Below are 26,676 nucleotides of genomic sequence, written 5' to 3' on the forward strand. Positions count from 1 at the left end.
TGCGCCGGGCGCCCCCGCGCGCGTCAGCCGAATCTGCGGCGGTACGCCGATGGGGTCAGGCCCAGGTCGCGGCGCATGAGGGCGCGGAGGTTGGCCGCGGTGCCGAGGCCGCTGCGGCGGGCGACCGATTCCATGCCGGGTTCGCCCCGTTCGATCAGGCGGCAGGCGAGGGCGAGGCGCTGGGCGGTGAGCCAGGCCAGCGGGGTCGTGCCGAGCTGGGCGCGAAAGCGCCGGTGGAGCGTGGCCGGGCTGACCGAGGCGCGCGCGGCCAGGTCCTGGACGGTCAGCGTCGCGTCCAGCCGTTCCTGTGCCCAGGCCAGCACCGGCGCCAGCGATTCGTCGGGGGTCTCGGGCATCGGCCGCTCGATGAACTGCCGCTGCCCGCCGTCCCGGTTCGCCGCGAACACCAGCCGCCGGCTGACCGAGTTGGCCGCCTCCATGCCGTGGTCGCGGCGCACGATGTGCAGCCCCAGATCCAGCGCGGCCGCGCTGCCCGCGGCGGTCAGGATGTCGCCGTCGTCCACGAAGAGCACATCCTCCTCCAGCCGGACGGACGGGAAACGCGCCCGGAACTCGTGCGCCCACTGCCAGTGCGCGGTGGCCCGCCGGCCGTCCAGGACCCCGGCCTCGGCCATCGTGAAGGCGCCGCTGCAGAAGCCCACCAGCCGGGTGCCGCGGGTGTGCGCCCGCCGCACCGTGTCCAGTACCTCGGTCCGCCGGGGCACCTCCACGTCCGGCCGGTTGGGCACGATCAGGGTGTCCGCCGCCTCGGCGGCGGCAAGGTCCGCCACACCGGTGAGGGTGAAGAAACCGTCCCGCATCAGCGTCTCGGGCTCCGGCGAGCAGAGCCGGAAGTCGTACAGGTCGCGGCCGAGCTCGGGCCGGCGCAGGCCGAAGACCTCGGTGGCGCAGCCCAGCTCGAAGGGGTTGGAGTTCTCGTCGACGATCACCACGACCCGGTGCGGGCCGCCGCCGGCGTGCGAGGAATCTTGCGGCATGTGCAATTCGTAGCACTCGTGCGGACCGGACCGACCGGCGAGGATCCCGTCCATGAGCCACGAACCGACCGGCCCCGCCGCTCCCGAGGCGGCCCCGGAAGCCCAAGCCGGAACCGCAGCCACCGCCGGAACCGCCCCCGAGCCCATCGCCCTCGAGCCCATCGCCCTCGAGCCCATCGCCCTCGACGAAGCCCTGGCCTCCTTCGACGCGCTGTGGAGCCCGCGCATCGTCACCCGGGTCAACGACTACGACGTCCGCGTCGCCAAGGTGCACGGCGAGCACCTGTGGCACGTCCACGACGACACCGACGAGTTCTTCCTCGTGCTCGACGGCGAACTGCACATCCACCTGCGCGAGCCGGCCGGCCCGCGGACCGTCCGGCTCCCGCGCGGCGCCGTCTTCACCGTCCCGCGCGGCACCGAGCACAAGCCGTACGCCCCGGACGGCGCCGCGATCCTGTTGTTCGAGCCCACCGGCACCGCCACGGTCGGCGACCGCCACGACGAGGTGCCCGCCCACGTCGACGCCACCACCGGCCACCCGCTCGGTTCCTGACCCCGCGGCCGGCCCCGCGTTACCGTCGCCCCATGGAGGTCACCCCATGGAGCTGACGGCGGACGAGGCGCGGCGGCGGTTCGGCGGGGAGGCGGTGGCGCGGCTCGCGACGGTCGGGGAGGACGGGCACCCGCACCTGGTGCCGGTGACCTTCGCGCTGGACGGCGACCTGGTGGTGTTCGCCGTGGACCACAAGCCGAAGTCCGGGCGGCAGCTGCGCCGGATCGCCAACATCCGGCGCGACCCGCGGGTCGCGCTGCTGGCCGACCACTACGCGCCGGACTGGACCGCGCTGTGGTGGGCCCGCGCCGACGGAGTCGCCGAGGTCCACGAGCAGGACCCGGCGGCCCTGCGGCTGCTCACCGCGGCGTACGAGCAGTACGCCCGCCGGCCGCCCGCCGGCCCGTTCGTACGGATCCGGGTGCGGCGGTGGACCGGCTGGGCGTACACGGACCCGGGACCGGACAGGTGAGAACCGGCCCCGGACCGTACATCACAGCCGCTCAGGCCCGCGGGGTGATCTTGGTCAAACCGTTGATCACCCGGTCCATCGCGTCGCCGCCGGTCGGGTCGGTGAGGTTGGCCAGCAGCTTCAGGGCGAACCGCATCAGCATGGGGTGGGTCAGGCCGCGCTGGGTGCACGCCTGGAGCACCTTCGGGTTGCCGATCAGCTTCACGAAGGCGCGGCCGAGCGTGTAGTAGCCGCCGTAGGTGTCCTTGAGGATCTTCGGGTAGCCGGCCAGGGCCAGTTCCCGCTGCTGGTCGGTGGCGCGGGCGTGCGCCTGGGTGATCACGTCGGCGGCCAGCGAGCCGGACTCCATGGCGTAGGCGATGCCCTCGCCGTTGAACGGGTTGACCAGGCCGCCGGCGTCGCCGACCAGCAGCAGGCCGCGGGTGTAGTGCGGCTGCCGGTTGAAGGCCATCGGCAGCGCGGCGCCGCGGATCGGCTGGGTCATGTTCTCCGGGGTGAAGCCCCACTCCTCCGGCATGCCCGCCACCCACGCCTTGAGCACCTCGCGCCAGTCCAGCTCACGGAAGGCCGCGGAGGAGTTCAGGATGCCCAGGCCCACATTGGACGTACCGTCGCCGAGGCCGAAGATCCAGCCGTAGCCGGGAAGCTGCCGGGCCTGCGGGCCGCGCCGGTCCCACAGCTCCAGCCACGACTCCAGGTAGTCGTCGTCGTGCCGGGGGCTGGTGAAGTACGTGCGGACCGCCACGCCCATCGGCCGGTCCTCGCGCCGGTGCAGGCCCATCGCCAGCGACAGCCGGGTGGAGTTGCCGTCGGCGGCGACCACCAGCGGCGCGTAGAAGGCCGCCGGGGCCTTCTCCTCGCCGAGCTTGGCCTGCACGCCGATGATCCGGCCGGTGCGCTCGTCGGTGATCGGCGCGCCCACGTTGCACCGCTCGTACAGCCGCGCGCCGGCCTTGACCGCCTGCTGGGCCAGCAGCTCGTCGAAGTCCTCGCGCTTGCGCACCAGGCCGTAGTTCGGATACGCGGCCAGGTCCGGCCAGTCCATGTGCAGCCGGTGGCCGCCGCTGATGATCCGCAGGCCCTTGTTGCGCAGCCAGCCCGCTTCCTCGGAGATGTCGATGCCCATCGCCACCAGCTGCTTGGTGGCGCGCGGGGTGAGCCCGTCGCCGCACACCTTCTCGCGCGGGAACGCGGTCTTCTCCAGCAGCAGGACGTCCAGTCCCGCCTTGGCCAGGTAGTACGCCGCCGTCGAACCGGCGGGCCCGGCCCCGACCACGATCACGTCGGCGCTGCGTTCGGACAGGGCGGGGTCGGTCACGTGGGCTCTCCCGGTTCGGCGAGGGGCGCCGCCCGCGGGCTTCCCCGGGGCGGCACGGCTTGCGACGAGTCTATGAAACGCCCGTCGGCCGGTCACAAGTGACGTGGCGGCTTCCGGTCCGGCCGGTCCGGCTGGAGGAGGCCGAGGTCCATGACGGTGTCTCCGGCTGCGGGCGGTCCGGGCGCCTGCGGCGGTACGGAGGGCCTGTCCGGTACGGTCCCGGCCGGTACGACCGGCGGCCCGTCCGGTACGGTTCCGGCCGCCGCGGGTGCCGGGCGCGGGCCGCCGACCGGCGGCGGTACGGGCCATGCGGGCCCGCCGTTCCGGTTGCGGCGCAGCCGGGCCGCGTACGACATCACGAGCACTCCGCCGACCGACCACAGCAGCCCGAACAGCAGGGCCTTCAGCAGTTCGGGGGCGGCCGAGCCGGCCGAGCCGGTGCCCGCGCCGAAGACACCGCCGGCGGCCAAGCCGTGCATGGACAGACCGGAGAGTGCCGCCAGGCCGGTGAACAGCGCGGTGAACACCCCGGCCACCGCGAGCCGTTCGGACCGGCCTCGGGACCGGCGCACCGCCAGCGCCCCGATCAGCAGCGCGCAGACCAGGCCGACGCCGACCGCCAGCACCACCGCCCAGCCGTGCCACACCTTGCTCAGGTCGGACAGGCCGAACCCGTGGCTGAGTACGGTCCGCCCGGCGAAGCCGGTCTTGAACCGCACCGGTCCGCCCCAGCCCAGGTCCAGCCCGGCCGTGCCCGCGTTGGGCAGCAGCAGCGCGACGAAGAACACGCCCCAGCCGGTGACGCCGGAGTAGTAGCGAAGGGCCACGATCAGCACCACGACCCCGGCCAGCAGCGCGCAGAGCAGCAACGCGAGCAGCGCGGTGCGCAGGACGCGCAGCGCGGCCGCCGCGCCCGGGCGGGCGGCGAGCCGCCCTTCCCAGGCCGGACCGGCCAGCACCGCGAGGGCGACCACGAGCGAGACCAGGAAGGCGACCGGCACCACCACGAACGGCCGGTCGCTGATGTGGGCCACGCCCGGCGAGGGCTGCCCGACCAGCGCCAGCACCAGCGCGCCGGCGGCGGCGACCACGGCCACCCGCACCGCCGCCTCGGGCCCGGCCTGCCCGCGCCTGCGCAGGGCCCGCAGGGCCAGCCACAGCACGGCGATCCACAACAGGGTGACGCTCAACGGCACCATGGACAGCGTCTGGTGGACGGTCCCGCTGGACCCGGTCCCCGGCCCGCCGCCGAGTTCGATGCTGCCACTGCCGCCGGACTGGTGGTACTCGAAGCTCCCGGTGCCGGTGGGGTCGTCGAAGCCGCTGCCGCTGCCGGTGTCCCCGAAATCGGAGGAACCGTCAGAGCCGTCGGTGCCGCCGAAGTCGGAGGAGCCGTCGGAGCCGCCGAAGTCGCCTGTTCCGTCCGAGCTGCCGAAACCCGAGGAGCCGTCAGAGCCGTCCGAGCCGCCGAAGTCGGAGGAACCGTCGGAGCCGCCGGAGGAACCGAAGGGGTCCGAGCCGTCCGACCCGTCCGACGTACCGAAGTCACTGGAGCCGTCGGACCCGTCAGAGCCGTCCGTGCCGTACTGGGAGAATCCCGGGTCGCCCGCCGGTTCGCGCGTGGTGATCCGCAGCGAACCGCCGAAGGCCTGCATCATGGCGCCCGTGACGATCCGGGCGCGGGTCCACCAGCTCACGAAGGCGTACGGCTCGGTCTGCCCGGTGACCGCGGTGACGACCGCGACGAAGGCGGTCAGGACCAGCACCGGAGCCGCTCCCGCCGCGGCGGCCGATCCCCAGCTGCCCGTGACGACGCGCCGCAGGAACCGCCCGGCGGCCGACGGCTCGCCGCCGGGCGACGCCAGGACGGCGGTGGGGGCATAGGCAGGCGGCGGTACGGAACCGGGCGGCACGGCTGCGGACGGCGGCGCCGTCGGCACGGGCGGAACGTCCGGGCCGGCCCCGGCGGTCGGGGGCGCGCTCGGCAGCGGGGGTATGGGCGGCTCCCCGGCGCCCGGGTCCGGGTCCGGGTCCCGGTCCGGCGGCCCGCCCGCCGCAGGCGCGAGTTCGTGGCCGCAGCGGGCGCAGAAGCGGACGTCGTCCGCGTCAGGGACCTGCGCGCCGCAGGCAGGGCAGAGGGGCATGGACGCTCCGGGATGTCGGGCGGGGGGAGACGGGGAGATCGTCCTCCCCGCAGACATCCGCAGCGTAGAGGGCCGATTGCCGCCCGCGACAGCGGAATTGACCGCTCCCCCCCGGACCGTGTCCGCGGCCGTACCGGCGGCTCGGGCGGGGCCTGCGCCACCACCCGTCACCCGGCCGGCTCCCGTACCGCCGGCGCCGGGCCGCGAACTCCCGGCGCCGTACGGGAATCGGCCGGCCGTCAGGCCGGATTCGTGCCGCGGTGCAGGGCCACGATGCCGCCGGTGAGGTTGCGCCAGGCGACCGAGGACCAGCCGGCGGACTTCAGCCGGCCGGCCAGGGCGGGCTGGTCGGGCCAGGCGCGGATGGACTCGGCGAGGTAGACGTACGCGTCGGGGTTGCTGCTGACCTTGGTGGCCACCGGCGGCAGCGCCCGCATCAGGTACTCGGTGTAGACGGTGCGGAAGGGCCCGAAGGTGGGGTGGCTGAACTCGCACACCACCAGGCGCCCACCGGGCCGTACCACCCGGCGCATCTCCCGCAGGGCCGCGTCCGGGTCGTGCACGTTGCGCAGCGCGAAGGAGATGGTGGCCGCGTCGAAGGCGCCGTCGGCGAACGGCAGCTTCGTGGCGTCGCCCGCGGTGAGCGGGAGTCCGGGGTGGCGCTTCTTGCCCTCGCGGAGCATGCCGAGGGAGAAGTCGCAGGGCACGACCTGCGCGCCGGCCTCGGCGAAGGGCAGCGAGGAGGTGCCGGTGCCGGCGCCGAGGTCCAGCACCCGCTCCCCCGCGCGCACCGCGAGGGCCTGGGCCACGGCCCGCCGCCACAGCCGGGTCTGGCCGAGCGAGAGCACGTCATTGGTCAGGTCGTACTTCTCCGCCACACCGTCGAACATCGCGGCGACGTCCGAGGGGCGCTTGTCGAGGGAGGCTCGGGTCACGGCGGTCACCCCGGTCAGCGGGCGTCGAGGAGCTTGAGCTCCGGGTGCGCGGTGCCGCCCTCGATGGCGGTGGACGACAGGTGGGAGACGACCTGGTCGTCGACCGGGTCGTTGGCCGGGTCGTCGTGCACCACCAAGTGCTCGTAGGTGGTGGCGCGCTGGGCCGGCACCCGGCCGGCGGTACGGATGAGGTGGATCAGCTCCATCCGGTTGGAGCGGTGCCGGGCGCCGGCCGAGGACACCACGTTCTCCTCCAGCATCACCGAGCCGAGGTCGTCCGCGCCGTAGTGCAGCGAGAGCTGGCCGGTCTCCTTGCCGGTGGTCAGCCAGGAGCCCTGGATGTGGGCGACGTTGTCCAGGAACAGCCGGGCCACGGCGATCATCCGCAGGTACTCGAACAGGGTGGCCTGCGTCTGGCCCTTCAGGTGGTTGTTCTCCGGCTGGTACGTGTACGGGATGAAGGCGCGGAAGCCGCCGGTGCGGTCCTGCACGTCCCGGATCATCCGCAGGTGCTCGATGCGCTCGGCGTTGGTCTCGCCGGTGCCCATCAGCATGGTGGAGGTGGACTCCACGCCCAGGTTGTGCGCGGTCTCCATGATCTCCAGCCAGCGCTCGCCGGACTCCTTGAGCGGCGCGATGGCCTTGCGGGGCCGCTCCGGCAGCAGCTCGGCGCCGGCGCCGGCGAAGGAGTCCAGGCCCGCCGCGTGCAGCCGGGTGATCGCCTCGGCCGCGCTCACCCCGGAGATCCGCGCCATGTGCTCGACCTCGGAGGCGCCGAGGGAGTGGATGACGAGCTGCGGGAATTCCTTCTTGATCGCCGCGAAGTGCTTCTCGTAGTACTCCACGCCGAAGTCCGGGTGGTGGCCGCCCTGGAACATGATCTGGGTGCCGCCCAGCGCCACCGTCTCCGCGCACCGGCGCAGGATGTCGTCCAGGTCCCGGGTCCAGCCCTTGGCCTCGTCCTTCGGCGCGGCGTAGAACGCGCAGAACTTGCAGGCCGTCACGCACACGTTCGTGTAGTTGATGTTGCGCTCGATGATGTACGTGGCGATGTGCTCGGTGCCGGCGTACCTGCGCCGCCGGACCGCGTCCGCGGCGGCGCCGAGCGCGTGCAGCGGAGCGTCGCGGTACACGTCGAGCGCCTCCTCCGCGGTGATCCGCCCGCCCTGGGCGGCTCGGTCGAGGACGGCTGCGATGTCGCTCACCGGGGAGGTCCCTTCGCTCGTGGTCGGACCCGCCCAGCGTACGCCCGCCGGTGGACCGGGCCCTGACGGGGCGCCGCCCCTGTGCCCGGTCCCTGTGGCGGGCTGTGCGAGCCGTCGCGGGTCCGCGAGCCGAGCCGGCTCAGGCGTCCAGCAGCTCGACGCGGGCCTCGGCCGGGAAGCCGACCCGGCCGGCGAACTCGGCGATGCCGGCGAGCTGGGGGGCGCCCAGCGAGAAGTCGAGGGTGGTGAAGTAGCGGCGCAGCACCTCCTCGTCGAAGGACTCCCAGCGGGCCGCCTGCTCGGCGACCTTGGCGACCTCCTCCAGACTCAGGTCACGGGAGGCCAGGAAGGCGCGGTGGACGTCGCGCACGGCCTGCGGGTGGGCGGCGAGGTAGTCGCGGCGGGCCGCCCAGATCGCGAAGACGAACGGCAGGCCGGTCCACTCCTTCCACATGGTGCCCAGGTCGTGCACGGCCAGCCCCAGGCGCGGGGCGTCGTGCAGCGAGGCGCGCAGCGCCGCGTCGCCGATCAGGACGGCGGCCTGCGCCTCCTGCATCATCAGCGAGAGGTCGGGCGGGCAGCGGTAGTAGTCCGGCCGCACCCCGTACTGCTCGGCCAGCAGCAGCTCGGCCAGCCGGACGGACGTACGGCTGGTGGAGCCGAGCGCGACCCGCTCGCCGTCGAGCCGGTCCAGCGGGAGCTGGCTCACGATCACGCAGGACATCACCGGGCCGTCGCAGCCCACCGCGATGTCGGGCAGGGCGACCAGGTCGTCGGCGTGCCGCAGGTACTCCATGAGGGTGACCGGGCCGATGTCGAGCCGGCCCTCGACGAGCTGGGCGCTCAGCTTCTCCGGGGTGTCCTTGGTGAGCTCCAGGTCCAGCAGGGCGCCGGTCCGGGCCAGCCCCCAGTACAGGGGGACGCAGTTCAGGAACTGGATGTGGCCCACCCGGGGCCGGACCGGGGTGCCGGTGGCTGTGCCGTTGTCGGCGGCGGGGCCGGTGGGGCCGCCGTCCCGGGCGCCGTGGCCTTGTGTGCCGTCGGTTCCGGAGCCGCTACGCGCAGAAGTGTCCATGGCGCGGACGGTACTCCTGCGCGGCGCGCGCTCCGCGCAGGGGGAGTGGGGCGCGCCACGGCAAAAACGGATCATGGCGCTCTTCCCCAGCTGAGAGTGCCCATGCTAGGCTCAAAGCAAGTTGCAGTTTGGTTTCCTTGCAGTACAAAGCCTGCGGAGCATGTAACCCGCGGGCTTTTGTAGTTTTCAGACTCGGCAGTAGCAGGTTCTGGAGCAGGGCGACCCTTTTTGAGCCCAAGGAGGGCTTTATGGCTACCGGAACCGTCAAGTGGTTCAACGCTGAAAAGGGCTTCGGCTTCATCGCCCAGGACGGCGGCGGCCCGGATGTCTTCGTTCACTACTCCGCGATCAACGCGACCGGCTTCCGCTCCCTCGAGGAGAACCAGGCCGTGACCTTCGACGTCACCCAGGGCCCGAAGGGTCCCCAGGCGGAGAACGTCACGCTCAGCTGATCACGCCTCCGGGCTGATCGAGCCGGGCGCACGTCGCGCCCAGAACCTGCAGTACCAAGGGACCCCGCACGCAGTGCGGGGTCCCTGCCTTTTGCCTACGGCGTGCCTTGAGGATGCCGCTGGGCTTGCTCGCCCGTTCGGATGCGTCCGCAAGCGTGGCCTGCGTTCAGCTCGGGGCCGCGCGTGCGTTGCCGAGTGCGGATGCGTTTGGGCTGATCGCGCAGTTCCTCGCGCCCCTGGGTATTCCCGGCTTGCCGCCCGCCAAGGCTCAACCGCCCTGCGGCCGCCAGCGCTGGCCGCCCAGTAATTGGTGCAGCCCTGACCAGGTCAAATTCATCAGCGTCGCGGCGGCGTCCCGCCCGGTGAAGGCCCGGGGGGCGGTAGGGGCCCAGCCGGCGAGCGACTCGGCGGCGCCGATCAGGGCATGGGCCAAAGCGGAGACCTCCGCCGTGGCGAGACTGTGATCGAGATCGCACCCCGCGTCACGGGCGGCCGCGCCGATGAGGAGGGTGACGAAGTCGGCCATTTCCTGCCGCATCGCGGCGACCTCGTGGGCGGACGGGGCGCCGACGGTACGGGCCTGGGAGTGCAGGAGGGTCCAGCCGTCGTGGTGGGCGGCGGTGTGCTCGAAGAAGCCGAGGAGGCCGTTCCAGAGCTGGCGGTCGGGGGGTGCGCCCGGTTCGACGGCGGCCCGCACCGCAGCCTTCACGGCCTGGGCCTCCCGCCGTATGCAGGCGGTGAACAGCTCGTCCTTGGAGTTCAGGTAGACGTAGACCAGGGGCTTGCTGACGCCCGCGGCCAGCGCGATCTCGTCCATGGAGGCCGCCTGGTAGCCGCGGCGGGCGAAGACCGTGACGGCCGCGTCGAGCATCTGCTGCTCACGCACGGCCCGCGGGACGCGTTTGCGTCGTGCCTGTACCGCCACATCGCCTCCCCGTTCCGCGCGAACGGCCCCCGTGCCGGCCCGCGGGTCAAGGGTACGGGGTGGGGCGGTGCCCGGCGGGTCAGGCGGTGTGCGGCTCGCCGCTGCGGGCGGCGTCGTCCGCCTCGTCCTCCTGGCCGGCGCTGGCGGCGAGGTTGAGCCGGGTGCGCTCGACCTTCTCGGAGACGGTGACCGCGGCCTGCTCGCGGGCGCCGCGCAGCAGCACCCAGCTCAGCGGGGCGGAGATGACGAGGGCCAGCAGCGCGACCCACAGGTAGTTGGAGTTGCCGAGCCCGGCGGGCAGGATCCGCAGCCGGACCAGCCCCCAGATCACGCCGAAGCAGGCGACGACGAGGCCGAAGCGCAGAGCGGTGTAGCGGAGCATGTCCACCAGTGAAGCACGCTCTCCCCGCGATCTTTCGGGCGGGGCGACGGACCCCGGGGCGCCAGGGCTCGCGGGCCGCTCAGAGCGTCAGCAGCATCACGACGTCGTCGCGGTCGTCGCCCGGCGCGACCCGTATCGCGCCCGGCACCCGGCCGACCTCCTTGTAGCCGCAGGCGGCGTAGAAGTGGTCGGCTCCGGAGCCGCCGCGGCAGGTGAGCCGGATTGCCTCGACGCCGGGCAGTGTGCGGGCGACGCTCTCGGCGGCGGCCATCAGGGTGCGACCGTAGCCCTTGCCCTGGTGGGCGGGGTGCACCATGACCGTGTGCAGCCAGATCCAGTGGCCCATCAGGCGGTGGCTGTTGTAGCCGATGAACGCGGTGGCGGCGATCCGGTCGTCCTCGTCCCGGCCGAGCAGCAGCCGGCGGCGGCCGGCCGCGACCTCGGCGATGCCGTATTCGAGGTCGGGCCGGATGTCGTCGGCGGTGACGGGCGGCACGAAGCCGACGGCGCCGCCCGCGTTGGAGACGTCCGTCCACAGCGCGAGGACGCCGTCGCGCACCTCGTCGTCGAGCACCGGGTCCAGCTCGCACGTAAGGGACATGGCGGGATCGTATCCCTTACGCACAGCGGGGCGGGCGGCGGGCGTGCCGGTTCGCGCTGTCGACCGCGTCACACCGCCGCACCGTTGCCCGTTGCCCGTTGCCCGTTGCCCGTTGCCCGTTGCCCGTTGCCCGTTACGGTGTCACACCGTCACACCCGCATCGGCTGCGGTGACTCCCGGCGGGAGCCGTCCGGGCCGGGGAACTCGCGGATGATCTCGTAGCGGGTGTTGCGCTCCACCGGGCGGAAGCCGGCGTCGCGGATGAGGTCGAGCAGGTCCTCGCGGGTGAGCTTGTTCGGCGTGCCGTACTTGTCGGCGTCGTGGGTGATCTTGTACTCGACCACCGAGCCGTCCATGTCGTCGGCGCCGTGGTTGAGCGCGAGCTGCGCGGTGGACAGCCCGTGCATCACCCAGAACACCTTCACGTGCGGCACGTTGTCGAACAGCAGCCGGGAGACCGCGAAGGTCTTCAGCGCCTCAGCGCCGGTGGCCATGGTGGTGCGGGCCTGGAGGGTGTTGCGGACCTTGCCGTCCTTCATGTCCACGAAGTCGTGCTGGTAGCGCAGCGGGATGAAGACCTGGAACCCGCCGGTCTCGTCCTGGAGTTCGCGCAGCCGCAGCACGTGGTCCACCCGGTGCCGGGGCTCCTCGATGTGGCCGTAGAGCATGGTGGCGGGCGTCTTGAGGCCCTTCTCGTGCGCCAGCCGGTGGATCCGCGACCAGTCCTCCCAGTGGGTGCGGTGGTCCACGATGTGCTGGCGCACCTCCCAGTCGAAGATCTCGGCGCCGCCGCCGGTCAGCGACTCCAGGCCGGCGTCGATGAGTTCGTCCAGGATCTCCGAGGCGGACAGCCCCGAGATGGTCTCGAAGTGGTGGATCTCGGTGGCCGTGAACGCCTTCAGCGACACCTGCGGCAGCGCCTCCTTCAGCGCCCGCAGCGACCGCGGGTAGTACCGCCAGGGCAGCGTGGGGTGCAGGCCGTTGACGATGTGCAGTTCGGTGAGGTTGTCCCCCTCCATCGCCTTGGCGAGCTTCACCGCCTCCTCGATCCGCATGGTGTACGCGTCCTTCTCGCCGGGCTTGCGCTGGAAGGAGCAGTACGCGCAGGACGCGGTGCACACATTGGTCATGTTCAGGTGGCGGTTGACGTTGAAGTGGACGACGTCGCCGTTCAGCCGCGTGCGCACGTGGTGGGCCAGCCCGCCCAGCCAGGCCAGGTCGTCCGACGCGTAGAGGGCGATGCCGTCCTCCCGCGTCAGCCGCTCCCCGGCGTGGACCTTCTCCTCCAGCTCACGCTTGAGCCCAGCGTCCATCTCTCTCCTCCTCGGCCTCGGCCTCGGCCTACGACCGTACGCCTACACGTCGGCGGGCAGCTCGCCGACCCGGTTCTCCCACTTGGTGGACAGCACAATGGTGGTACGGGTGCGCGCCACGCCCGTCGTGCCGGACAGCCGGCGGATGGTGTGCTCCAGGCCGTCCACGTCACTGACCCGGACCTTGAGCATGTACGAGTCGTCGCCCGCGATGAACCAGCAGTCCTCGATCTCGTTCAGGGAGCGCAGCCGGCGGGCCACGTCCTCGTGGTCCGCGGCGTCCGACAACTGCAGGCCGACCAGGGCGGTCACGCCCAGGCCCAGCGCGGCGGGAGCGACGGTGGCGCGGTAGCCGGTGATCACCCCGGCCTGTTCCAGCCGGTTGATCCGGTCGGTGACGCTCGGCCCGGACAGTCCCACGAGCCGGCCCAGCTCCGCGTAGGAGGCGCGGCCGTTCTCCCGCAACGCCTGGATGAGCTGCCTGTCCACCGCGTCCATGTGCTTGGACCCTCCCGTTCGTCCCATGACTGCGCTGTCGGGACACGAATCTAAGGCATCAACGGGTTCGTGCCCTGCGCATCTGACAGTCCGGGGGCCGCAGATCCTTGTCCCGTTCCTTGCTCGGTTCCTTACGCCGTTCCGTGTGCCGTTCCGTGTGCCGTTCCCGGTCCGGCTCCTTGCTCGGTGGGCCCGGACCTGCCGCCGCCCAGTTCGCCGGCCCACCGCCGGTAGAGGGTGTGCGGGACCGCGGCCGCGTCCAGCACCCGGCCGGCCACGAAGTCCACCAGGTCCTGGACGCCGACCGGGCCGGCGTAGAAGGCCGGTGAGGCGGGCAGCACCACCGCTCCGGCGTCGTCGAGGGTGACCAGGTGACGCAGCATCGGGCCGCTCAGCGGGGTCTCGCGCACCGCCACCACCAGCGTCCGGCGCTCCTTGAGGGTGACGCTCGCCGCGCGCTGCAACAGGTCCTTGGACAGGCCGAGCGCCACCCCGGCCACGCACGCGGTACTGGCCGGCACGATCAGCATGCCCTTGGCGGGGTACGACCCGGAGGACGGCCCGGCGGCCAGGTCACCGGCCGGCCAGTGGCGCACGGCGGACAGGTCGTACTCCTGTACGTCGAAGGCGTCCGGGGTGCCGTCGGCGCCGCGGGCCAGCCAGGTCGCCAGGTCGGTGCGCCAGTGGGCGTCGCGGAAGGGGGCGCCGGTCTCGTCCAGCAGGGTCAGCCGGGCGGCCCGGCTGATCACCAGGTCCACGCTCTCCCCGGCGGCCAGCAGCGCCCGCAGCACCGCGGCGGCGTAGGGGGTGCCCGAGGCGCCTGACACGCCGACCACCCAGGGGGCGCGTCCGCCCTGGTCCGGGGCGGGGCTGCCGTTGCCGTTCACGCCCTCGAGACTAACCGGGGTCCGTCCGGGGAACCGACCCGGGTACGCAGGCGTTGACATCGTCAGGGGCGTACCACAGGGGGCAGGCGTGACCTTCGAACACACCGCGGGACGCGGATCGGGCACGCGCGGCTCGGGCCCGCAGGGTCCGGTCGCACACGGTTCGGCCATGCCGGGATCCGCCGCGCCGCGCGGCCGTACGGCAGACGCGCTGCTGGCCCCGCTGCGGCTGGGCAGCCGGGTGCCGGCCGCCGCCGCGCTGATGGTGTCGTGGGTGGCACTGCTCTGGGTGCTCGAGGCGATCGACGTGATCTCCGGTCACCGGCTGGACAGCCTGGGCATCGAGCCCCGCCGGGCCGGTGAGCTGATCGACATCATCCCCTCGGCCTTCACCCACTTCGGCTTCGAGCACGTCGCCTCCAACAGCCTGCCGCTGCTGGTGCTGGGCTTCATCGCCGCGCTGCGCGGCATAGCCCGGTTCCTCGCGGTCGCCTTCACCATCATGGTGATCGGCGGTCTGGGTGTGTGGCTGGTCGCGCCCGCGCACACCAACACCGCCGGCGCCTCCGGGGTGATTTTCGGCCTGTTCGCCTATCTGCTGGTGCGCGGCTTCGTCGACCGGCGCGCGCTGGACGTCGTGGTGGGCCTGATCGTCGGGCTGCTCTACGGCTCCATCCTGTGGGGCGCGCTGCCGACCGCGACCGGCGTGTCGTGGCAGGGCCACCTGTTCGGCCTGATCGGCGGGGTCGTCGCGGCTTTTCTGTTCCGGGAGCGGGTTCCGTACAACCGCGCGGGCGTCTGACGCGTCGGTACATAGGTAAGAACCGTCAGAACGAAGAGAACTGGGCCCTTCGCGGCATGCGGGGGTTCATGTGCACGCAAGGGGGGGCGTCCCGCGCCAGTCGCGGGACCACGGGGGGGAACTGGCGCGAGGGGGCGCCGCGGAAACCCCAATGTGGACACAGCGTACGTACAGCTACGCTCTGTTCCGCATCACCGTTTCATCGCAGCGTCCAAGGAGTTCGTCATCGTCACCAAACGCACGGGCCTCGCCGCCGCGGGGGTGGTGGCTCTCATAGCCGCCGGCTCCGCCGCCTGCGGGACGGCCCAGGCCACACCCCAGGCCAAGGTCCAGAGCGCCTTCACCAAGCTCGGCGACCAGAAAGCGGTCACCCTCGGGCTGTCCTTCGACGCGACCGCGGACCAGATCTACGCAGTGATGCAGGGGGACGACTTCACCCGGCAGGACGCCGAGTTGCTGTCCAAGCTGCGCGCGACCCTGTCGGTGAGCACCCAGAAGCAGATCGGCCTGCTCACCTCCGGCAGCAACGCCACCGACGCCACCAAGGACGGCGCGGCCGGCTTCACGCTGAGCGCCGACAAGTCCGGCAACAGCAACCTCATCGACCTGCGGGCGGTGAACCAGAAGCTCTACCTGCGGGCCGACATCAAGGGCCTGGAGAAGCTCGACACCTCCCCCAACGCGTCCTCGGACCTGCGGGAGTTCAACCAGTTCCTGAACCAGGCGGACCAGCTCCCGTCGTCCCTGAACGCGGTCAAGGCCGGGCTCAAGGGCCAGTGGGTGGAGATCGACCCCAAGGCCTGGCTGGACTTCGGCAAGTCCATGGCGAAGCAGATGGGCGGCTCCGGCTCCTCGTCCTCCCCGTTCGACGCCCTGACCGGCCCGAAGATCGACCCGAAGACCGAGGCGAAGCTCTTCGACGCGATCAAGCAGGCGTTCGTGCACAACGCCACCTTCAAGGACCTCGGCAACAGCAACGGCGCCGACCACGTCCAGGTGACCGTGCCGGCCCGCCAGCTCGCCAAGGAACTGTCCACCTCGCTGCCGCCGATCCTGAAGCAGTTCCCGGGCGTCAAGGCGTCCGACCTCAAGGGCCTGAGCGACACCAGTGGCGTGCCCAACCGCACGATCTCCTTCGACGTGGCGCTCAAGGGCAAGGACATCTCGGCGCTCACCGTCGACCTGGCCCAGTTCGACGACAAGGCCACCGGCAACAAGCTGCCGCTGACCCTGACCATCGACCACAACACGGACGCGCTCACCGCGCCGTCCGACGCCCAGCAGCTCAACCCGCAGGACCTGGTCGGCCTCTTCATGGCGAACGCGAACCCGTCGGGCTCGTCGTTCTCCTCCTGACCTGCCACGTCCTTACGGGGTCGGCCAGGCCTCGTTGGACCACTCGAAGGGCCCCGGCGCCGCAGCCGGGGCCCTTCGGCTTTTCGGCGACATCGGGCCCGGGAATCAGGCCCGGGGATCAGGCCCGGGAATCGGGTCGGAAAAAAATCTTGGCCGGCGATGTCGAGAACGCGCGGCCCGCTCCGTCCCCGGGGTGAACGTGACCACAATGGGTCGCACCAGCACCGAGGAGAACCACCATGGCGAAGTACCTGCTGCTGAAGCACTACCGCGGCGCTCCGGCACCGGTCAACGACGTGCCCATGGACCAGTGGACGCCGGAGGAGATCTCCGCGCACATGCAGTACATGCGCGACTTCGCGACCCGGCTGGAGAAGACGGGCGAGTTCGTCGACGGCCAGGCGGTCGCCCCCGAGGGGACGTGGGTGCGGTACGACGGCGAGGGGCGGCCGCCGGTCACCGACGGCCCGTTCGCCGAGACCAAGGACCTCATCGCCGGCTGGATGGTGATCGACGTCGACAGCTACGAGCGGGCCGTCGAGCTGGCCGGGGACCTGTCGGCCGCCCCCGGGGCGGGCGGGAAGCCGATCCACGAGTGGCTGGAGCTGCGCCCGTTCCTGGCCGGACCTCCGCCCCTCGCGGAGTGACGTCTTTGATGGACGAGGCCCTGCTGCGGAGCCTCACCCCGAGCGTGCTCGGAATCCTCGTCCGCCGCGGAGCGGATTTCGCGGCGGCCGAGGACGCCGTGCAGGACGCGCTGGTCGAGGCGGTCCGGGTCTGGCCGGAGGACCGGCCGCGCGACCCCAAGGGCTGGCTGGTCACCGTGGCCTGGCGCCGCTTCCTCGACGCGACCCGGGCGGACGCCGCCCGCCGCCGCCGGGAGGACCGCGTCGACGAGGAGCCGCCGCCCGGGCCCGCGTCCTGCCTGGACGACACGCTCCAGCTGTACTTCCTGTGCGCCCACCCGTCGCTGACGCCGTCGTCCGCGGTCGCGCTCACCCTGCGCGCCGTCGGCGGCCTCACCACCCGCCAGATCGCCCAGGCCTACCTGGTGCCCGAGGCGACCATGGCGCAACGGATCAGCCGCGCCAAGCGCACCGTCTCGGGCGTACGGCTGGACCGGCCCGGCGACGTCGCCACCGTGCTGCGCGTCCTCTACCTGGTCTTCAACGAGGGCTACTCCGGCGACGTCGACCTCGCCGCGGAGGCCATCCGGCTCACCCGGCAGCTCGCGGCCGCGATCGACCACCCCGAGGTGGCGGGCCTGCTCGCCCTCATGCTGCTCCACCACGCCCGGCGCGCCGCCCGGACCGCGCCCGACGGCAGCCTCGTACCGCTCGCCGAACAGGACCGCGGCCGCTGGGACACCTCATCGATCGCCGAGGGCATCGCAATCCTCCAGGCGGCCCTCGCCCGCGACCGGCTGGGCGAATTCCAGGCCCAGGCCGCCATCGCGGCCCTCCACGCCGACGCGCCCACCGCCGAGGAGACCGACTGGGTCCAGATCGTCGAGTGGTACGACGAGCTCACCCGCCTGACCGACAGCCCGGTCGTCCTCCTCAACCGCGCCGTCGCCGTCGGCGAGGCCGACGGCCCCCGCGCCGGCCTGGCCGCCCTCGCCCCTCTCGACCCCGCCCTCCCCCGCCACACCGCGGTCGCCGCCTACCTCCACGAACGCGACGGCGACCTCCCCACGGCCGCCCGCCTCTACGCCGAAGCCGCCCGCAAAGCCCCCAACCTCGCCGAACGCGACTACCTGACCCGCCAGGCCGCCCGCCTCAACACGAGCCTCCGCCCGTGACCGGTTCAGGGGCCGTGCGGACCTCAATGACGCTGTCCGAACAGAGCAGTAGCGTTCGGCTGTGCGTACTGACGACTTCGTGGACGGGCGGCTCGTAAACGACTTCACCGCGGCCTGGCGTCGCGTGGAGGACTGGCTGCGGTCCCACGCGCCGGAGGACTTCGCCGCGCTGCGAGGCCCCGCCACCGGGCAGGACATCGCCGCCGTCACCGAAGCGTTCTCCCTGCACCCCTTCCTGGTCGCGCTGCTGTCCGCGCACGACGGCATCGAGTGGTCGTCCGGCGCCCAACTGCTGCCAAGGTTCGGGCTGCTGCCCGCCTCCCGGATGGCCGGGTGGAAGGCCGCCGGCGCGGGGCCGGAAGCCGAGTGGTGGGTGCCGTTCGCCGCCACCTCGACCGGCGAGTATCTGGTGGTCGACCACCGTGAAGGACCGGGCTACGGCGCGGTGTTGCGCTTCGACCCGGAATCCGGCCACGGGGGCGAGAGCTGCTGGCCCGATCTCCTGTCCCTGGTCGCGGAACTCGCGGACGCACTGGAATCCGGCGAGCCGCTGCGGATACCCGGACTGGCCGCCCGCCGCCCACGCGCCGGGCGGCAGGTGGAGTGGGACCTCGTACCGTCCCCGGAGATCCCCGGCGTCTGGCTGCGCGAGGTGTGGGGCCACGCCGAGAAGCGGCTCCTGCGCACCGCGCCCGCCGCCCACGCCGCCCTGCGCCCACCCGCCCGGCCGCAGGACGTCCGCGCGGCCGCGATCCCGCACTCCTTCCACGCCCACCTGATCGCCTTCCTCCTGCTGCACGACGGAGCGGACGAGCCGGACGGCTTCCACGTCTTCCCGGGCGGCTACCGCCCCTACAGCTGCGCCGAGTTGACCGCCGCGCAGGCCCGGGTGAAGGCCGCGCAGCCCGACGAGAGCATCCAGGTACGAACGCTTTCCGCGACGAAGACAGCCGGCGCAGGTGGAAGTGCGCCCGCCCACGCCGAGGCGCCCCCGTCCCCTGCGAGCGCCCCTCCCGCCCCCGCCTCCTGGCTCCCCTTCGCGGTCTCGCCACAGGGCGCCGAGCTCCTCCTGTGCCAGGAGCAGGGCGACCTGTACGGCGCCGTCCTCTCCTGGGACCCGGTCACGCAGGACTATCGGGTGGTTCACCCCGACCTGGCCGCCCTGTGCGAGCGCGTGGCCAGGTAGGGACGTGCGGTCAGATGACGGGAATCTGCCCTGCCTTCACCTCGGTGAGGAAGGCGCTCCAGCTCGCGGCCGGGAAAAGCAGAGCAGGACCCTCGGGGTCCTTCGAGTCACGGACGGGAACCACGCCCGGCACGCCGGAGGCCACCTCTACGCAGTCACCCCCGTTTGCATTGCTGTACGAGGACTTACGCCACTGGGCACCGCTGAGGTCCGGTCGGGGGGCAGGCATGACGTGTGCTCCTCCAGAGCAGTTCGCAGGACATTCAGGGACTCGCCGGGCGGAAGGGCAAGATCACGCAGGCGATCGTAGGACAACCGGAGTTGCCCTACTTCTTCCGCCTCTTCGACGAGCTGACCGCTGAAACTGCTCTCAACGTAGGCCATGGTTCTGCCGCTGGGAAGCCACAGCAAAGTGAGCGATCCGCCGAGCAGATTGTGCAGGCCGACGCGGAACGGAACCACGTGCAGGGAGATATTGGGCCGGGCTGCGGCATCGATCAGGTGCTCGAGCTGCTCCGTCCAGATGTCGGGGTCAAGTGTCGGCCGCCGGATCACCGATTCGTCCAGCAGCACCCGGTAGTCGAGTGGTCTGGGCCCGGTCAGCCGCTCCTGGCGGCTCAGCCGCAAAGACAGTTGCTCGGCGAGCAGTTCCTCGGTTGCCGGCCGATCCGTACGTAGCTGTGTCTCGGCGTATCCCGGCGTCTGGAGCAGACCGGGCACCACACTGACGCTGAACTGCTGAATGCTGCCCGCCTCGGCCTCCAGGTCCAGGAAGCCCTGGTACCGGTTGGCCTGGACTTCCCGTTTCGCCAACCTCCACAAGTCCTTGAGCAGGTCCCCCGTGCCGTAGACCCGATCGAGTGCCCCCGCCGCGTCGACCGAGCCCAGGCGGTCGCCCTTCTCCAGGCGCTGAAGGTAGGAGGCGTCGTACCTCGTGCGGTCGGAGAGCTCGGCGAGGGTCCAGCCGGACAGCTCGCGCTGGCGGGTGACTTCGGCGTGGAAGACCGCCCGGGCCGAGAGTTCGTCGCTGCCTTTGCCGATCATCCGCACCTCGCCTTGGGTCTTGCCCGATGGGCAGTCAAGATCCGGTCGTCCCGCCGGAATCGGGTGGCCGGCCTGCACATCCGGGCCTGCGTACTAGCTCACGGACTGCGCGCTAGTGCCTGCCACCACCGGCAACGACCACTCTCTGTTCATCGTAGTTCGCACCCTTCACGCTTATCCACGGAACGTCAGGATCCGCTCACGGAACGAGTACCCCTCATGAACCCTCCGCCCGTCCTCGCGACCACCGATACGTTGCCGCCCGGCGGCTGGGTACCGCCGCAGATGCTGCTGCCGGTCCAGGCGCGCAGCGTCGCCACCGCGCGGCGCGAACTGCGCCGCACGCTGGACCGCTGGGGCATGCCGGAGCTGACTTTCGACGCGACTGTGGTGGTCTCGGAGCTGACGACGAATGCCGTCCGCCACCTGGGGGCCCTCGGGCCGGTCCAAGACCGCCGCATCGGGCTGACGTTCCGGCGGCTGCCGGGCGGTGTGCTCGTCGAGGTCCACGATTCCAGCGACGTGCGCCCGCTCCTGCCCGAGCGCACCCCGGACGGCCTTCCCGAGACCGGCCGGGGGCTGCGCATCGTCGCCGACCTCACCGCAGGGGACTGGGGTGTCTGGCCGCGGCCCGCCGGACCCGGCAAGGTCGTGTGGGGTGCCGTACGGCGGGTCTGAGAAGCGGACGGGCCGAGGAAAAAGGCTCAGGCACCCAGGCCGCGGGCGATCAGGTCGCAGAGGGCGAAGACGAAGAGGGTGATGCCGATGACGCCGTTGACCGTGAAGAAGGCGCGGTTGAGGCGGGAGAGGTCGTGCGGCTTGACGATGGAGTGTTCGTAGAGGAAGGCGCAGGCCACGATGGTCAGGCCGATCCACCAGAAGGGGCCGGCGTGGGTGGCGGCGCCGTACCAGAACAGCAACCCTGTGGTGACGAGGTGGCTGCCGCGGGCGCCGTAGAGGGCGGCGGGGATGCCGAAGCGGGCGGGGACGGACTTGACGCCGTGGGCTCGGTCGGCGGCCACGTCCTGGCAGCCGAAGATGAGGTCGAACCCGCCGATCCAGATGCCGACCGCGAGGCCGAGGACGACCGCGTCCCAGGACCAGGTCCCGGTGACCGCCAGCCACGCGCCGATCGGGCCCATCGCCTGGGCCAGGCCGAGGATCGCGTGCGGGAAGTTCGTGAAGCGCTTGCCGTACGGATAGACGACCATCGGCACGACCGCGATCGGCGCGAGCGCCAGGCACAGCGGGTTGAGCAGGGCCGCGGCCCCCAGGAACACCACGAGCGCGATCAGCGCCCCGGTCCAGGCGGTCCGCACGGACAGCGCCCCGGTGACCAGTTCACGCCCGGCGGTCCGCGGATTGCGCGCGTCGATCTCCCGGTCGATGATCCGGTTGCAGGCCATCGCGAAGGTGCGCAGGCCCACCATCGCCACGGTCACCAGCAGCAGTACGCCCCAGTGCACCTCGCCGTTGTCCCGGAACATCGCGGTGAGCGCCGCGATGTACGCGAAGGGCAGCGCGAAGACCGAGTGCTCGATCATGACGAGCCGCAGGAAGGCGCGGAGCTTCCCGTCCGGCCTCGGCGCCGGCCGGAACAGGTCCGGGGTCGCGGATTCGGCGCTCACCGGGCGTACCCCGGTTCACCTCCGCGACGGCGGAGCGCACCCCCGACCCGACGGGACTCCAGCATGGTCATCGGCCTCACAGTCCGTACTCCTTCCAACGCCGCGTCACCCGGTCGTGGGTCTCCGGGTCCGACAGCACCATCTCCGGCCAGCCCCCGTCACGCGTGTACCCCTCCTCGGGGAGTTTGCGCGTGGCGTCGATACCCGCCTTGCCGCCCCAGAACTGCTGGTACGAGGCGTGGTCGAGGTGGTCGACGGGGCCCTCGACCACGGTCAGGTCGCGGGAGTAGTCGGTGTTGCCCAGCGCCCGCCAGGCCACCTCGTGCAGGTTCTGGACGTCGCAGTCGGCGTCCACCACGACGATCAGCTTGGTGAGCGACATCATGTGGGCGCCCCAGATCGCGTGCATCACCTTCTGCGCGTGCTTGGGGTACTTCTTGTCGATCGAGACGATCGCGCAGTTGTGGAAGCCGCCCGCCTCGGGCAGGTGGTAGTCCACGACGTCCGGCACGATGATCTTCAGCAGCGGCAGGAAGAACCGCTCGGTGGCCCGGCCCAGCGGCCCGTCCTCGGTGGGCGGCCGGCCCACCACGATCGACTGGAACAGCGGGCGCTTGCGCATGGTGACGCACTCGACGGTCAGCGCCGGGAAGGGCTCCTGCGGGGTGTAGAAGCCGGTGTGGTCGCCGAACGGCCCCTCCGGCAGCATCTTCCCCGGCTCCAGCCAGCCCTCCACCACCACCTCGGCCTGCGCGGGCACCTGGAGCGGCACGGTCCTGCAGTCCACCAGCTCCACCCGCTTGCCCTGCACGAAGCCGGCGAACAGGTACTCGTCGATGTCACCGGGCAGCGGCGCGGTCGCCGCGTAGGTGACCGCCGGCGGGCAGCCGAAGGCGATGGCCACGGGCAGCCGCTCGCCGCGCCGGGCCGCGGTCTGGTAGTGGTTGCGGCTGTCCTTGTGGATCTGCCAGTGCATGCCGATGGTGGTGCGGTCGTGCCGCTGAAGCCGGTACAGGCCGAGGTTGCGCACCCCGGTCTCCGGGTCCTTGGTGTGGGTCAGGCCCAGGTTGAAGAACGAACCGCCGTCCTGCGGCCAGGTGAACAGCGCGGGCAGCGCGTCCAGGTCCACGTCGTCGCCGGTGAGCACGACCTCCTGCACGGGGGCGTCCTTCACCTTCTTCGGCGGCACGTGCATCATCCCGGCGAGCTTGCCGAACGCCTCGCGCACCCCGACGAAGCCGTGCGGCAACTCGGGCTTGAGCAGCCCGGCGATCTTCTCGCCGATCTCGGCGTACGAGTCCAGGCCCAGCGCCTTCAGCAGCCGGCGGTCGGTGCCGTACACGTTCATCGCCAGCGGCGCGATCGAGCCGCGGACGTTCTCGAACAGCAGCGCGGGGCCGCCCGCCTTGTTGACCCGGTCGGTGATCTCGCCGACCTCCAGATACGGGTCCACCTCGGCGCGGATCCGCTTGAGGTCGCCGTCCTTCTCCAGGGCCCGGAGAAAGGAGCGGAGATCGTCGTAAGCCATGCTCCTAGTCTTCCATCCCGGGTGCCCGAGTCCTGCGGTGCGGGTACGCCCGGCGTACGGCGCCCAGCTCGGGTGGTCTCGGCACGCTGCCGAGCGAGCGATGCATCGTGGCTGGTCGCGCAGTTCCCCGCGCCCCTTCGGGGCGCCGCCCCCTGGCGGGGCTGGTTACCCTGGGATGGTCAACACAGGGCGACGTGGGGGGACTCATGCTGCGGTCAATGCCGTATCTGCTGCTGGTCGCGCTGTGGATCTACGCCTTGGTGGACTGTCTGGGCACCCCGCCGTCGCAGGTGCGGGGGCTGCCCAAGGTGGTGTGGCTGCTGATCGTGATGCTGCTGGGCTGGGCGCTGGTCGGCCCGCTGGCGTGGCTGTTCCTCGGCAAGCGGCGCGGCCTGCTGCCGGCCGGCCCGGGCTGGCAGGCCCCCTACCGCGAGCAGGAACCGGAGCCGGCCCGGCCGTGGATAGCCCCCGACGACAACCCCGAGTTCCTGCGGGCGCTCTCCGAACGGATCCAGCGGATGCGGGACCGGCGCGACGGGCCGCCGTCCGAGGGCGAGTGAGCCCGGGGACGACGGCCCGTTCGGTTCCATGCGTACGGCTCGGACGGGGGCTCAGACGCCCGCGTACGAGTGCTTGCCGGTGACGAAGATGTTCACGCCGTAGTAGTTGAACAGGAAGCACGCGAAGGCGATCAGCGCCAGGTAGGCGGCCTTGCGGCCCTTCCAGCCGGCGGTGGCCCGGGCGTGCAGGTAGCCGGCGTAGGCGACCCAGGTGATGAAGGACCAGGTCTCCTTCGGGTCCCACTCCCAGTAGTGGCCCCACGCGGCCTGCGCCCAGATCGCGCCCGCGATGATGGTGAACGTCCACAGCGGGAAGACCAGGGCGTTCATCCGGTAGGCGAACTTGTCCAGGGTGGCCGCGGCCGGCAGCCGCCGCATGATGTCGCCCCAGCGGCCGTCCTGCGCCCGGCCCGCGGTCACCGCCACCTCGTAGTGGTCGCGGAACAGGTAGAGCATGGTGCCGACCGCCGCGAGGTAGAACACCGCGCCGGAGATGATGGCGCACGAGACGTGGATCCACAGCCAGTACGAGTGCAGGGCCGGCACGAGCTGCTCGCTGGAGGTGTAGAGCACCGACAGCGCCAGGCCCAGGTCGAGCAGCACCGAGGTGGTCAGGAAGAGGCCGATCCAGCGCACGTTCTTGCCGAGCGCGAGCAGCACCAGGTACGCGCCGACCGCCACCATGCCGAAAGTGGTGGAGAACTCGTACATGTTGCCCCAGGGGGCGCGCTGCACGGACGCGGCGCGCATGATCACGCCGCCGAAGTGCAGCAGCCAGGCCACCACCGTGAAGGAGACGGCGATCCGCCCGTACAGGTCGCCGCGCTCGCTGTCGCCGGCCGCGCCCGGGCCGTCGGCGATGCCGCGGTCGCTGGACGAGGCGCGGGTGACGACCTTGGGCCGCTCCAGGGTGGTGGTGCCGCCGTCACGCCGGATGACCTGGACGGTGACGGCGGGCGCCGCCGCCGCTTCCTCTCCGGCCAGTGCCGCGGACTGCACGGCGACCTTGCTGCGGCCGCCGAAGACCCACTCGGCGAGGTGGGCGAGGAAGGCGAGCACGTAGACGAACATCGCCGAGCGGATCAGGTAGTTGCTGTAGTTCGCGAAGTTCTCGTTGACCGCGGCAGCGATGTTCACGCGCGGGCTCCTTCGTCGTGAGGTGCGTCGTCGCTGAGAGGTGGTTCTTCCGGTTCCGGTACGTCTTCCGATACGGCTTCCGGTACGTCTTCGGGTACGGCTTCCGGTACGTCGGGGTCGTCGGGCCGCACGGGCGCGTCGGGCAGGATCTGCACGGCCACGTCCCCGAGCTCGTCGGCGATCCTCGCGGACTCGCTGCGGCCCAGGCCGCCCATCTCGACCAGGGTGCCGCCGCCGTCGGCGGGCAGCGCCCGGACCCAGATCCGGCGGCGCTGGACGAACAGCGACAGCGCCAGGCCCAGGATCGCCAGCGCGCCGCTGACCAGCGCGGTGGCGTCGCCGGACTGGTGGGAGACGGTGAAGCTGGCCCACGGCGTGACGCCGTTGAAGGTGAGCGAGCCGGCGCCGTCGGGCAGCGTCATCTTCTCGCCGGGCCGCAGGACCACGCCCTTCACGCCGGTCTTGGTGTTGAACTGGAACTGCTTCATGTGCTGGGTGTCGAGCTGGTACACGTTCTGCGCGATGCCCGAGTCCAGGCCGAGGTCGCCGTGGTAGGCGGTCAGGAACAGCAGCGGCTGGAGGTCCTGCGGGAACACCGAGATGGGCCCGCGGGAGGGGTCGCCGGTGGGCGTGAAGATGCCGCTGAAGCCGAGTTGGTCGGGCTTGCCGTCCTTGCCCAGCGCGTCCGGGACCTTGACCACGCCGGTGGAGGTGATGTTGGTGTCCTGCGGCAGGAACGGCACCGGGCCCTGGTAGGCGACGTTGCCCTGGCCGTCCTTGACGGTGACCTGGGGCGCGTAGCCGTGCGAGATCAGGTAGACCTTCTCGCCGCCGATGCTCAGCGGGTGGTTCTCCGAGATGGCGCCCTTGACCTGCTTGCCGTCCGGGCCGTTCCAGTAGTGGATGTCGGCCTGGAACTTCAGGGCGGTGCCCTTCTCCGGGCCGGAGGTGGCGTACCGGGCCTCGAAGTTGTCCAGGTGGAAACCGAAGGGCTTGAGGTCGTCGCCGTTGTAGAGGGTGGAGGAGGTGAAGTCGTCGTACTCGGTGAGGTTGTTGACGAAGTCGCTGCCCTGCACGATCAGCTTGCCGCCCTGGGCGTTGTTGAGCGAGGTGACCGCGAAGGCGATCAGCAGGCCGAACAGGGCGACGTGGAAGAGCAGGTTGCCGGCCTCGCGCAGGTAGCCCTTCTCGGCGGCGACCGCGGTGCCGCCGGTGCCTCCGGTACCGCCGCCGGTGCTGATCCGGAACCTGCGGCCCTTCAGCACCCGCTCGGCCGCCCGGGTGACCTCCTCGGGCGTCGCCTCGGTACGCCAGGTGGTGTACGCCGGCAGGCGGGTGAGATTGCGGGGCGCGGCCGGCGGCCGGGACCGCAGCTGGCCCACGAACTGCCAGGTGCGCGGGACGATGCAGCCGGCCAGCGAGACGAACAGCAGGATGTAGATGGCCGAGAACCACGGCGAGCTGTAGACGTGGAACATCCCCAGCCGCTCGTAGAGCGGGCTGATGGTGGGGTGCGCCTTCTTGAACGTGTCGACCTTGAGCTGGTCGGAGTGCTGCGGGATGAGCGAGCCGGGGATGGCCGCCAGCGACAGCAGGAACAGCAGGATCAGCGCGATCCGCATCGAGGTGAGCTGCCGCCACATCCAGCGCAGCCAGCCCAGGACACCGAGCGCCGGCATCGCCGACAGGCTCTCCACCGGGGCGGTGCTGAGCTGGGCACCGGCCGCGCCCAGACCGTCGGGTCCGTCCTCCCCGGGCTCCGGGGAGTTCTGGTCCCGCTGTGCGCCCCGGACGTCCTGGGCCTGCTGACCCTCCTCGGGGGGCCCGTCGGAGCCTGCGCGCGCGTCTCCGGTCTTGTGCGTGATGCTCATGG

The 26,676-nt window shown here is 71.8% G+C and carries 28 protein-coding genes; 10 read left to right on the forward strand and 18 right to left on the reverse strand.

Translation table 11 applies throughout. The annotated features are described in order from the left end of the window. Positions 1–23 precede the first annotated feature (23 nt). Positions 24–998, reverse strand: coding sequence for a GlxA family transcriptional regulator (locus ITX44_RS10080; RefSeq protein ID WP_205356720.1), 975 nt, complete (start codon positions 996–998; stop codon positions 24–26). 160 nt (positions 999–1,158) lie between these two features. On the opposite strand from ITX44_RS10080, the gene ITX44_RS10085 reads away from it, so the two are divergent. After that, positions 1,159–1,554, forward strand: a complete 396-nt coding sequence (locus tag ITX44_RS10085) for a cupin domain-containing protein (protein ID WP_205356798.1) — start codon at positions 1,159–1,161, stop codon at positions 1,552–1,554. A 46-nt stretch (positions 1,555–1,600) separates the two neighbouring features. Further along, entirely contained in the window at positions 1,601–2,026 is a 426-nt protein-coding gene (locus ITX44_RS10090) for a TIGR03668 family PPOX class F420-dependent oxidoreductase (protein ID WP_205356721.1), read from the forward strand. A 31-nt stretch (positions 2,027–2,057) separates the two neighbouring features. Here ITX44_RS10090 and ITX44_RS10095 read toward each other — a convergent pair whose 3' ends face one another. From ITX44_RS10095 to ITX44_RS10115, 5 genes are all read right to left on the reverse strand, one after another. Beyond that, on the reverse strand, positions 2,058–3,344 hold the full coding sequence (locus ITX44_RS10095) for a geranylgeranyl reductase family protein (protein ID WP_205356722.1): 1,287 nt from the start codon (positions 3,342–3,344) through the stop codon (positions 2,058–2,060). Positions 3,345–3,436: 92 nt separating this feature from the next. Then, positions 3,437–5,488, reverse strand: a complete 2,052-nt coding sequence (locus ITX44_RS10100; RefSeq protein ID WP_205356723.1) for a zinc ribbon domain-containing protein — start codon at positions 5,486–5,488, stop codon at positions 3,437–3,439. A gap of 239 nt (positions 5,489–5,727) precedes the next feature. After that, positions 5,728–6,423 carry a demethylmenaquinone methyltransferase gene (locus ITX44_RS10105; RefSeq protein WP_205356724.1) on the reverse strand — a complete coding sequence of 232 codons (696 nt, stop codon included), beginning with the start codon at positions 6,421–6,423 and terminating at the stop codon, positions 5,728–5,730. A 14-nt stretch (positions 6,424–6,437) separates the two neighbouring features. Beyond that, a complete protein-coding gene (mqnC, locus tag ITX44_RS10110; protein ID WP_205356725.1) occupies positions 6,438–7,628 on the reverse strand; it encodes a cyclic dehypoxanthinyl futalosine synthase in 1,191 nt (396 codons plus the stop codon). 139 nt (positions 7,629–7,767) lie between these two features. After that, positions 7,768–8,703, reverse strand: a complete 936-nt coding sequence (locus tag ITX44_RS10115; RefSeq protein ID WP_205356726.1) for a menaquinone biosynthetic enzyme MqnA/MqnD family protein — start codon at positions 8,701–8,703, stop codon at positions 7,768–7,770. Positions 8,704–8,951: 248 nt separating this feature from the next. Between ITX44_RS10115 and ITX44_RS10120 the strand changes: the two genes are divergently transcribed. Then, the gene (locus tag ITX44_RS10120; RefSeq protein ID WP_205356727.1) at positions 8,952–9,155 is read left to right on the forward strand and encodes a cold-shock protein; all 204 of its coding nucleotides are present in this window, start codon (positions 8,952–8,954) and stop codon (positions 9,153–9,155) included. Between the two features lie 268 nt (positions 9,156–9,423). Here ITX44_RS10120 and ITX44_RS10125 read toward each other — a convergent pair whose 3' ends face one another. From ITX44_RS10125 to ITX44_RS10150, 6 genes are all read right to left on the reverse strand, one after another. Beyond that, a complete protein-coding gene (locus tag ITX44_RS10125; RefSeq protein ID WP_205356799.1) occupies positions 9,424–10,026 on the reverse strand; it encodes a TetR/AcrR family transcriptional regulator in 603 nt (200 codons plus the stop codon). 133 nt (positions 10,027–10,159) lie between these two features. Then, positions 10,160–10,462: a DUF4229 domain-containing protein gene (locus ITX44_RS10130; protein ID WP_205356728.1), complete on the reverse strand. Its 303-nt coding sequence runs from the start codon at positions 10,460–10,462 to the stop codon at positions 10,160–10,162. A gap of 79 nt (positions 10,463–10,541) precedes the next feature. Then, positions 10,542–11,063, reverse strand: coding sequence for a GNAT family N-acetyltransferase (locus ITX44_RS10135; RefSeq protein WP_205356729.1), 522 nt, complete (start codon positions 11,061–11,063; stop codon positions 10,542–10,544). A 149-nt stretch (positions 11,064–11,212) separates the two neighbouring features. Beyond that, on the reverse strand, positions 11,213–12,376 hold the full coding sequence (mqnE, locus tag ITX44_RS10140) for an aminofutalosine synthase MqnE (protein WP_205356730.1): 1,164 nt from the start codon (positions 12,374–12,376) through the stop codon (positions 11,213–11,215). A 42-nt stretch (positions 12,377–12,418) separates the two neighbouring features. Next, entirely contained in the window at positions 12,419–12,874 is a 456-nt protein-coding gene (locus tag ITX44_RS10145) for an Lrp/AsnC family transcriptional regulator (protein WP_205356800.1), read from the reverse strand. Between the two features lie 131 nt (positions 12,875–13,005). Beyond that, positions 13,006–13,761 carry a UbiX family flavin prenyltransferase gene (locus ITX44_RS10150; protein WP_307795187.1) on the reverse strand — a complete coding sequence of 252 codons (756 nt, stop codon included), beginning with the start codon at positions 13,759–13,761 and terminating at the stop codon, positions 13,006–13,008. A gap of 262 nt (positions 13,762–14,023) precedes the next feature. Here ITX44_RS10150 and ITX44_RS10155 point away from each other — a divergent pair, with 262 nt between their 5' ends. The 5 genes from ITX44_RS10155 (at position 14,024) to ITX44_RS10175 (ending at position 18,906) form a co-directional block, all read left to right on the forward strand. Continuing rightward, positions 14,024–14,563, forward strand: coding sequence for a rhomboid family intramembrane serine protease (locus ITX44_RS10155; protein WP_236060372.1), 540 nt, complete (start codon positions 14,024–14,026; stop codon positions 14,561–14,563). A gap of 153 nt (positions 14,564–14,716) precedes the next feature. Continuing rightward, on the forward strand, positions 14,717–15,919 hold the full coding sequence (locus ITX44_RS10160; RefSeq protein ID WP_205356733.1) for a hypothetical protein: 1,203 nt from the start codon (positions 14,717–14,719) through the stop codon (positions 15,917–15,919). 239 nt (positions 15,920–16,158) lie between these two features. Then, on the forward strand, positions 16,159–16,566 hold the full coding sequence (locus tag ITX44_RS10165) for a YciI family protein (protein WP_205356734.1): 408 nt from the start codon (positions 16,159–16,161) through the stop codon (positions 16,564–16,566). An 8-nt stretch (positions 16,567–16,574) separates the two neighbouring features. Beyond that, positions 16,575–17,720, forward strand: coding sequence for an RNA polymerase sigma factor (locus ITX44_RS10170; RefSeq protein WP_205356735.1), 1,146 nt, complete (start codon positions 16,575–16,577; stop codon positions 17,718–17,720). A 61-nt stretch (positions 17,721–17,781) separates the two neighbouring features. Next, on the forward strand, positions 17,782–18,906 hold the full coding sequence (locus ITX44_RS10175; RefSeq protein WP_205356736.1) for an SMI1/KNR4 family protein: 1,125 nt from the start codon (positions 17,782–17,784) through the stop codon (positions 18,904–18,906). 10 nt (positions 18,907–18,916) lie between these two features. Here the strand turns inward: ITX44_RS10175 and ITX44_RS10180 are convergent, their stop codons facing one another. Both ITX44_RS10180 and ITX44_RS10185 read right to left on the reverse strand, forming a co-directional pair. Next, positions 18,917–19,135, reverse strand: coding sequence for a DUF397 domain-containing protein (locus ITX44_RS10180; protein WP_205356737.1), 219 nt, complete (start codon positions 19,133–19,135; stop codon positions 18,917–18,919). Then, the gene (locus ITX44_RS10185; RefSeq protein WP_205356738.1) at positions 19,054–19,950 is read right to left on the reverse strand and encodes a helix-turn-helix domain-containing protein; all 897 of its coding nucleotides are present in this window, start codon (positions 19,948–19,950) and stop codon (positions 19,054–19,056) included. Before ITX44_RS10185 ends, ITX44_RS10180 begins: the two co-directional genes overlap by 82 nt. A 219-nt stretch (positions 19,951–20,169) precedes the next feature. Between ITX44_RS10185 and ITX44_RS10190 the strand changes: the two genes are divergently transcribed. Continuing rightward, complete coding sequence (locus ITX44_RS10190; RefSeq protein WP_236060282.1) at positions 20,170–20,628, forward strand: ATP-binding protein; 459 nt, start codon at positions 20,170–20,172, stop codon at positions 20,626–20,628. A 26-nt stretch (positions 20,629–20,654) separates the two neighbouring features. Here the strand turns inward: ITX44_RS10190 and mqnP are convergent, their stop codons facing one another. Together mqnP and ITX44_RS10200 are read right to left on the reverse strand one after the other, a co-directional pair. Beyond that, complete coding sequence (gene mqnP / locus ITX44_RS10195) at positions 20,655–21,578, reverse strand: menaquinone biosynthesis prenyltransferase MqnP (RefSeq protein WP_205356739.1); 924 nt, start codon at positions 21,576–21,578, stop codon at positions 20,655–20,657. Positions 21,579–21,654: 76 nt separating this feature from the next. Continuing rightward, positions 21,655–23,106 carry a menaquinone biosynthesis decarboxylase gene (locus ITX44_RS10200; protein WP_205356740.1) on the reverse strand — a complete coding sequence of 484 codons (1,452 nt, stop codon included), beginning with the start codon at positions 23,104–23,106 and terminating at the stop codon, positions 21,655–21,657. A 218-nt stretch (positions 23,107–23,324) separates the two neighbouring features. Between ITX44_RS10200 and ITX44_RS10205 the strand changes: the two genes are divergently transcribed. Next, positions 23,325–23,666, forward strand: a complete 342-nt coding sequence (locus ITX44_RS10205; RefSeq protein WP_236060283.1) for a PLD nuclease N-terminal domain-containing protein — start codon at positions 23,325–23,327, stop codon at positions 23,664–23,666. 51 nt (positions 23,667–23,717) lie between these two features. On the opposite strand, the gene ccsB is transcribed toward ITX44_RS10205, so the two are convergent. Further along, entirely contained in the window at positions 23,718–24,803 is a 1,086-nt protein-coding gene (gene ccsB / locus ITX44_RS10210; RefSeq protein ID WP_205356742.1) for a c-type cytochrome biogenesis protein CcsB, read from the reverse strand. Then, on the reverse strand, positions 24,800–26,674 hold the full coding sequence (resB, locus tag ITX44_RS10215; protein WP_205356743.1) for a cytochrome c biogenesis protein ResB: 1,875 nt from the start codon (positions 26,672–26,674) through the stop codon (positions 24,800–24,802). Before resB ends, ccsB begins: the two co-directional genes overlap by 4 nt. Positions 26,675–26,676: the final 2 nt, after the last annotated feature.

Origin of the sequence: Actinacidiphila acididurans (genome assembly GCF_016918855.1) — a bacterium.
GTDB lineage: Bacteria > Actinomycetota > Actinomycetes > Streptomycetales > Streptomycetaceae > Actinacidiphila > Actinacidiphila acididurans.